We start from the raw sequence: 7,069 nt of genomic DNA, 5'->3' as shown, positions 1-7,069 counted from the left end.
GTCCTCCCGTCCCGTACCTCCGTCGACGGCGGGTGACGACGGCCGGACATGAGGGGCCGCGGTGGGAGACCGCGGCCCGTTCGCGCGCTTGTCCTTACTGATCGTTTCAGAATGAGTTGAGCCACGAGGCACGGACGTGGGGGATGGCGCAGGCGGTCGGGGCTTGCCTGCAGATGCTGATGTTGGGGAGGGTGCCTCGGTGACCTCCTTTACGCAGCGATACATCAGTGGTGACCATGACGGAGTCTGGGCGGACCTGCGCCGTCTTGGCTCCGTTCCAGACGCGCTCGACGAGGACTGCCGAGCTGTGGCGTTCGCGACGATGCAGCGGGTGGCACGCAATGTGGACCGTCTCGCGGAGCAACTGACCGACCTCGGACTCGTGCCTGTCATGCCCGTCCGAGAACCGGTCACGGCCGAGGATCTGCGAGACCTCGATCTTCTTCGGGCCGAGATCGGCTCCGTGCCCCCGGCTCTCGATGCCTGCTTCCGTCAGGTCGGCGGCGCGTGGTTCGCTGGGGACTGTCCGGCGCTGAGCGAGTGCTATTCCGCAGGAAGCCAGTACAGCGCCGCCCCGATCCTTCCTGACCCGCTGGTCCTTCCTACGGTGCAGCACCTGCGGGAGAGCTGGGGCGACTACCGGGACGCCGTTGAGGATGACCCCGAGGTTGGCGAGGACGGGTTCTTCTTCGACTTCGCGCCGGACGAGTTGCACAAGGCCAACATCAGCGGTGCCACCCACGAGATCGAGATGGCCCAGTACGTGGCCGACCCAGTGATCCACGGCGTGGCCGGCCGATCCGGCATCACCCTGGTCGAGTACCTGCGGGTGTCGATCGCCTGGGGCGGCATGCCCGGCTGGTCGTTCAAGCCAGACCAAGCCCCAGTCGCCCTGGCGGCTCTACGCGTTCACCCCGACTTCTGACCAGCGAGGTCCGGATCGCACCAGCTCCAGCCCGATCCGGAACCTCACGAACCCCTCGCCCGGAGGCCGCTGTTGCTTCAGCACGTCGTTCGGAGTCGTCGGAGGCAAATGATGCTGCAGGCCAGTTCCAGTAGGCCCTGATGGAGGTCGGCGCGACGTTCGTAGCGGACGCGCAGCCGTTTGAACTGGTGCAGCCATGCGAATGTGCGCTCGACCACCCAGCGGGTCTTGCCCAGCCCGGAGCCGTGGGCGACGCCCCGTCGGGCGATCACCGGCTTGATGCCGCGCGCCCACAACACCCGTCGGTACTTGTCGAAGTCGTAGCCTCTGTCGGCATACAAGCGCCGGGGCTTGCGGCGAGGCCGTCCTCGCGGGCCACGGATCGGCGGAACAGCGTCGAGCAGCGGCGCGAGCTGGGTGACGTCGTGTCGGTTCCCGCCGGTGAGCGTAACGGCCAGCGGGGTTCCATGTCGGTCGACAATCAGATGGTGCTTGGAGCCGGGACGGGCAGGGTCGACTGGCGACGGCCCGACAAGATCCCCCCTTTCAAGGCCCGGACGTGCGAGCCGTCCACGGCGCAGTCGTCCAGGTCCAGCAGCTCAGCCCGGCGCAACTCGGTCAGCAGAGCCGCGTGCGGACGCGGCCACACGCCGGCCCCCGTCCAGTCCCGCAGTCGACGCCAAGCAGTCACCCCGGAGCAGCCCACGGCCTCCGCCGGAACATCGCGCCAGGCGACACCGGTCCGCAGCACGTACATCACCTGTCGGCGTACTCTCCCCTCGGGCCGGGTCGGTACGTTTGAATGTCCCCAGTTGTCAGGCCACGTCGGTCTCTCGCTCGATGGCCTGGAGGCGGTTCTTGAGCCGGTAGCTCGGGCCGTTGATCGCGATCACTTCGCAGTGGTGGAGGAGCCGGTCGAGGATCGCGGTGGCGAGGACCTCGTCGCCGAAGACCTGGCCCCATTCGCTGAAGGTCTTGTTCGAGGTCAGGATGATGGAGCCCTTCTCGTAGCGCTTGGAGATGACCTGGAAGACCAGGTTCGCCTCGGCGCGTTCGAGGGGTTGGTAGCCCACTTCGTCGACCACGAGGACGCTCGGTCGCAGGTAGGTGCCGAGTTTGTTGATCAGCCGCCCGGCCGACTCGGCGGCTTTCAGGTTGCGGACCATGTCGTCGAGGCTGGTGAAGTAGATCGAGTAGCCGGCCCGGCAGGCCGCGACCGCGAGAGCGACGGCGATGTGCGTCTTTCCCACGCCGGGCGGCCCCAGCAGTGCGGCGTTCGCCTTGCCGTCGACGAAGGAGAGGCTGGCGAGGTCTTTGACCTTGCGCGGGTCGAGTTCGGGCTGGAAGGAGAAGTCGTACTCGTCCAGTGTCTTGTGGTGCGGCAGCTTGGACAGTCGCAGGCCCTGGCGGAAGCGGCGGTCGTCGCGGACGGCGAGTTCCTCGGACAGGACCAGGTCGAGGAAGTCGAGGTAGCCCATCTTCGCCTCGTCGGCCCGGCGGGTGTACTCGTTGATGGTCTCTGCCAGGTGGGGCAGGCCGAGCTTGCCGGCCGTGGTGCGGATGCGGTTGCCGGTCAGCTCGCTCAAGACGACTCCTTCGTCGGGAAGTTGGTGGTGAAGGGCCGGGTGCCGGTCAGTTCGTCATAGACCGACAGCGGCCGCCTGCCGACCTCGATCTGGGTGGCAGCGGCCCGGTTCAACAGGGCCTGCAACGGCCCGATGCGGCCGGCCGCGGAGGACTCGCTTTGTGGTGGTGGCGGCTCGTCGCCCGTCGTGGTGCGGCGGTTCTTGCCGGCCGGCAGGCCGTCCCAGTGCTCGGCCTGCTTGACGACCACGCCGCGGCCGACCGCCCGCGGATGGCTGGACAGCAGCGTCTCGCCGCCGGCATCGGGGGCGGTCGCGTGCAGCATGACCTGGGACTTCGTCGCCCTGATCTCCACCAGCTGACGCGGGCGGACCTTGCGGGCGGGCACCGAGTAGAGATTTCCGCCGAACGCGACCAGACAGTCCTTGCCGACCGGCCGCAGATGCCGCTCGGCCACCAGATAGGGCGAGGGCGGCAACGGCTTGAGCGCGGCGTGATCCCGGGCGGCCCGGTCTCCGATGACCTCGTGGTGGGTGGCGTGGGTGCGGGCGCGTCGCTGCGGCACCCACGCCATGAAGGCGGCATCCAGCTCCTCGAGCGAGGAGAACGCCCGCCCGGCCAGCACGTGATCACGCACGATCAACACCTGGCGTTCGACCCGGCCCTTACCGGTGGGCCGATAGGCGGCCAGCACGTCGATGTCGAAGTCGTAGTGGCCGGCGAAGCCGACCGCCTCCGGATGCAGCGGCACCGCCTCGCCCGGAGCGACGTGCCGGCGCACGACGGTCTTGGTCCGGTCGTAGACGATCGACATCGGCACCCCGCCGAAGTGCGCAAACGCCCGCCGATGGCAGTCGAAGAAGGTCTGCAGGTCCTGGCTCGTGGTGAAGCAGCAGAACGGATCGCGCGAGTACGACAGCACCATATGGAACGAGTAGACCTTCGGGATTCCCAGGTGGGCGAGGATCTTGCCTTCATGTCGGGTAGCGGGGACGCATTGCTGCGTCCCCGCCCCCTCAGAACCGGGCGAGCAGGTTTCCCCGCACCTCGGCTCAAGCAAGCCCCATGGGCTTCACGAGAGTGCAACTGCTGGTCTCCTGCGGTTGCGAGGCCGGAGCCTGCGGTGGCAGGAGGCGTGCACGAGGCGTGTTCGGTCCGTGTTCGGCGCGTCGGGCCGTCCGTAATGAGTGAGATCGTCGGCGGCTATCGCTCTCTTGACGACGCTCAGCCACCATCGTTCCCATTCCTGGGGCGACTGAGGGGGCTGATCGGCGGTGAGCAGGTGTTCCCCGCAGAGCGGACAGCGGCCGTCCTGCTTGGCGAGCAGGCGCAAGTTGTAGCTGTCCAGCGGGGGTTTGACCTTCCGTCGCCGCTTGACCCAGTAGTCCGTCAGGTCCGGGTCGTCGGGTGACGCTCCACCTGCGATCAACTGGTGCCGAACGATGTTCGTCCAGGAGAACTTGAGGAGAATCGGGATCTCGCCGCGGTCGTTGAGCACGTTGGCGCGATCTCCGAATACCCACCGGTCGTTCCTGAACTTGTTGAACCTGCCGAAGTAGCGGCGAACGATCCACTTCTTCGACTTGTTGGGGGGCCTGACCGCCTCCGCACTTGGTTTGATCAACAGCTTGCCTCGTCGATAGCGGCGGGCGTTGAACCCGAGGAAGTTGAAGCCCTCTTCGAGGTGGACGATGCGCGTCTTGTCCTCGTTGAAGACCAGCCCCCGAGGCGCCAGCCACTCCGCAAGCTGTGCCTTGACCTGCTCGGCCTGCTGTCTGGAGTGACAGCAGGCGACCATGTCGTCGGCGTATCTCACCAAGATCGGAGAGTCCGCCATCACATCTCCGGCATGGGTACCGGTGGTGAGATAACGGACCCCTGCGGCCTCCTCCAGCCCGTGGAGAGCCACGTTCATCAACAGCGGACTGATCACGCCGCCTTGAGGAGAGCCCTCCTCGGTCGGCGTGAACTGCCCCTTGTCGACCACCCCGGCCTTCAACCACCGCTCGATCAGGTCCCTGGCCGGGAACGAACCGAGCGAATCGAGCAGCCGTGAGTGGCCGATCTTGTCGAACGCGGCTGACAGATCAGCGTCCAGAATCCACAACCGGCGAGCGCGCGGCCCGCTGAGCGTGGAGAACAGGGAACCGATCGCATCAGCGCAGCTTCGCCCGGGACGGAACCCGTAGGAACGGGGCTCGAAGCGGGCCTCCCACTCGGGTTCCAGTGCACTGCGGACCCGGGCCTGATGACACCGGTCCAAGATCACGGGAATGCCGAGCGGCCGCTGCTTTCCATTGGCCTTCGGAATGTACACACGGCGGACCGGCATAGGGTCCCAGGACGAGCGCGTGCGGTGCACCCGCACCGCCACCGCCGCCCTGGCCTCGGGCGACAGGGCAGTTTCCCCGTCGATCCCGGCCGTCCGACGCCCAGCGTTTCGCTGAGTGACCTGCCGCACGCTGACCAGCGTGTTCGACCAGGACCTCAGCATCAGTTTCTGCAAGGACCGGACCTGAGCCCAGTCGCCTTCCCGTGTCGCCTTGAAGATCCTCCGCCGCAGCCTCACTACGTTCTCCTCGTGAGTCCGCCAGACAATGGCGTCCCAGTCGAGAACGTCCTCGGGTCCGTTCACCGCAATGGTGTCCAACATGTCCCTCGGTTCGAGAGGCCTTCGGCCTCGGCGTTCAAAGGCTCACCAGCCCACGTCAGCGCCCTTTCGGGCCCGGTCGCCTGGACCGGCATCCGGCCGGTTCCCCGTGACGACCGCCTGGAAGGGGCAGCCGTGGTGCCACGAGTCCCGTTGCCTTTCGGCAGCCAGCATCCGCTTCTTGGGCATCCTGTCCCGCCGGGGGCTTACGCCCCTCTCACGATCGGCCTACCGAGCCTGAAGACCCGGACCCCGACGGGGTTTCCACGTTCCGCGCATACGAGATGCGACCGGGGAGGACGCCCCCTAAACCCCGGGACCAGCGGTGTTCACACGACCGACGGGGCAGGCTCCGGTCGTCGCTCGCCGCCTCTTCCAGCGGCCAGGCCCTATCACCCGGTATTCATCCCGTCTTTCCGGGCTTGTCGATGACGAGGCATCACAGGGGGTTCACTCGCGTTCGTCCGTCCGGCCTTCTCCTTGCCCGGTTGCTCCCCCTGACGGATCGGGGGCCCTTGGGCTTCTTCCCTGAGCTTCGCACCTTCCACGGGCAGGACCCGCGAACGCACGTCAGAGCGGAGATCGGTCTCGAACACTGACCGAGAACTACGCAACCGGCATAACCGGCCTCCAATCTGCGAGTTCACTCATATACGCGACCTCGTGTCGCACCGCCCCAGTCGACCTGAGCCTGAGCCCCGGGAACCACCTCGAAGCGGCGGTGCATACCCGCCAACTCCCGCGGCGCGATGCCCAGTTCACCCGCGATCCGCGGCCGGGCCTCCTGCAGATACAGCTTGACCCGCTGATAGTTGATCGTCGAGCCGTACTCCTGCAGCAACCGCTCGTGCACCACGGCGCCCTTGATGAGGATCTCTGCCCGCAGCATCGCGTCGATCAACGGGGCAACCTCGTCGACCACCTTCTTCCGGGGCCGACCGTTCGACGTCCGTCTCGGCGGCACCGACGCCGCCGTGCTCGACAGGTACTTGCGGACCGTCTTGCGGTCCAGCCCCGTCTCCCTGGCCACCTCCGTCAGACTGACCGCTCCCGACTCGACCAGAGCACGGAACCGCCGCAGTTCCAGCCAGCGCTGCGGATCCAAAACCACCGCGCCACCGCCCTCCGCCACCCATCACCGGACGAGCAGCACAGTGCCGGGCGCTACGACTCACCGCACCATCAAGCGTCCCTTTTCACTCGTACGCGACCGGGGACGAATCTGTGTACGCCGACATCACCCCTGCGAGGGCCGCCCGGTCGGGAACACGCAGCCGACCGGGGTAGCGGTGACGCCGCGAAGGAGCAGGCGGCAGCAACGGTGACACGCGCTCCCAGAGGTCGTCAGGCACAAGATCAGAACGCAAGCGGACACCCTGCCCAGCAAGATCATGAAGCGCAAGGTCTGCGGGCCGACTAATTCTGAAACGATCAGTTAGCCGACGGTGGATCCACTGGTCGAGGGGATCGGGACCAGCTCGGCAACCACGACCTGGTCGACCGCATCAACGAGCTCACCGAGGAGAACCTGCGGCTGTCCACGGCGGAACGGCAGGCGACCACGGAGAACACCGGGCTCCGGCAGCGAGTCACCGAACTTGAGGACGACCTCACAGCAGCCCGCACCAGCCTCCGCCGCATGATCCGCATGGAGAACCGTGCCTAGGGCCGGACGGTCACGCGAGTGACGGCCACCGAGCGGTAGCCCACTCCAGCCAGCCTGACCACCCGGGGGGCGGACCTCCAACCCCATGGCCCTCGAGTTCCGCGGCATCGGGCTCCTCGAAAAGCGTCCTCCAGCGCACGAGGTCCGTCTCAGAGGCCGTTGTCTTTCCGGGTGTGATCGTTGAGTTTCTGCTGGTCAGGCATGGTTTCGGTGTCGTTGCGGGAGGGTTCGGGCGATCAGTTCG

Annotated in this window: 3 protein-coding genes and 4 pseudogenes; 1 reads left to right on the top strand and 6 read right to left on the bottom strand. The window is 66.9% G+C overall.

The annotated features are described in order from the left end of the window. Positions 1–163: 163 nt before the first annotated feature. On the top strand, positions 164–925 hold the full coding sequence (locus ACI2L1_RS44710) for a hypothetical protein (RefSeq protein ID WP_404745229.1): 762 nt from the start codon (positions 164–166) through the stop codon (positions 923–925). Between the two features lie 77 nt (positions 926–1,002). Here ACI2L1_RS44710 and ACI2L1_RS44705 read toward each other — a convergent pair. The 6 genes and pseudogenes from ACI2L1_RS44705 to ACI2L1_RS44680 all read right to left on the bottom strand — a co-directional run. Beyond that, positions 1,003–1,685: pseudogene (locus ACI2L1_RS44705) on the bottom strand (IS5 family transposase); the annotation flags it as partial. 55 nt (positions 1,686–1,740) lie between these two features. After that, a complete protein-coding gene (gene istB, locus ACI2L1_RS44700) occupies positions 1,741–2,511 on the bottom strand; it encodes an IS21-like element helper ATPase IstB (protein WP_404745228.1) in 771 nt (256 codons plus the stop codon). Continuing rightward, positions 2,508–3,485, bottom strand: a pseudogene (locus ACI2L1_RS44695) (Mu transposase domain-containing protein); the annotation flags it as partial. The pseudogene ACI2L1_RS44695 and the gene istB, both read right to left, overlap by 4 nt. Positions 3,486–3,581: 96 nt before the next feature. After that, positions 3,582–5,162, bottom strand: a complete 1,581-nt coding sequence (locus ACI2L1_RS44690) for a reverse transcriptase domain-containing protein (RefSeq protein WP_404745227.1) — start codon at positions 5,160–5,162, stop codon at positions 3,582–3,584. A 670-nt stretch (positions 5,163–5,832) separates the two neighbouring features. Further along, positions 5,833–6,270 (bottom strand): annotated as a pseudogene (locus tag ACI2L1_RS44685) (IS21 family transposase); the annotation flags it as partial. Between the two features lie 124 nt (positions 6,271–6,394). Continuing rightward, positions 6,395–6,526, bottom strand: a pseudogene (locus tag ACI2L1_RS44680) (IS5/IS1182 family transposase); the annotation flags it as partial. Positions 6,527–7,069 lie beyond the last annotated feature (543 nt).

Source organism: Streptomyces sp. NPDC019531, assembly GCF_044903305.1.
In the GTDB taxonomy this organism is placed as follows: Bacteria; Actinomycetota; Actinomycetes; order Streptomycetales; family Streptomycetaceae; genus Streptomyces.
Note: the sequence above shows the minus strand (reverse complement) of the source record. Positions and strands in the feature narration are given on the sequence as shown.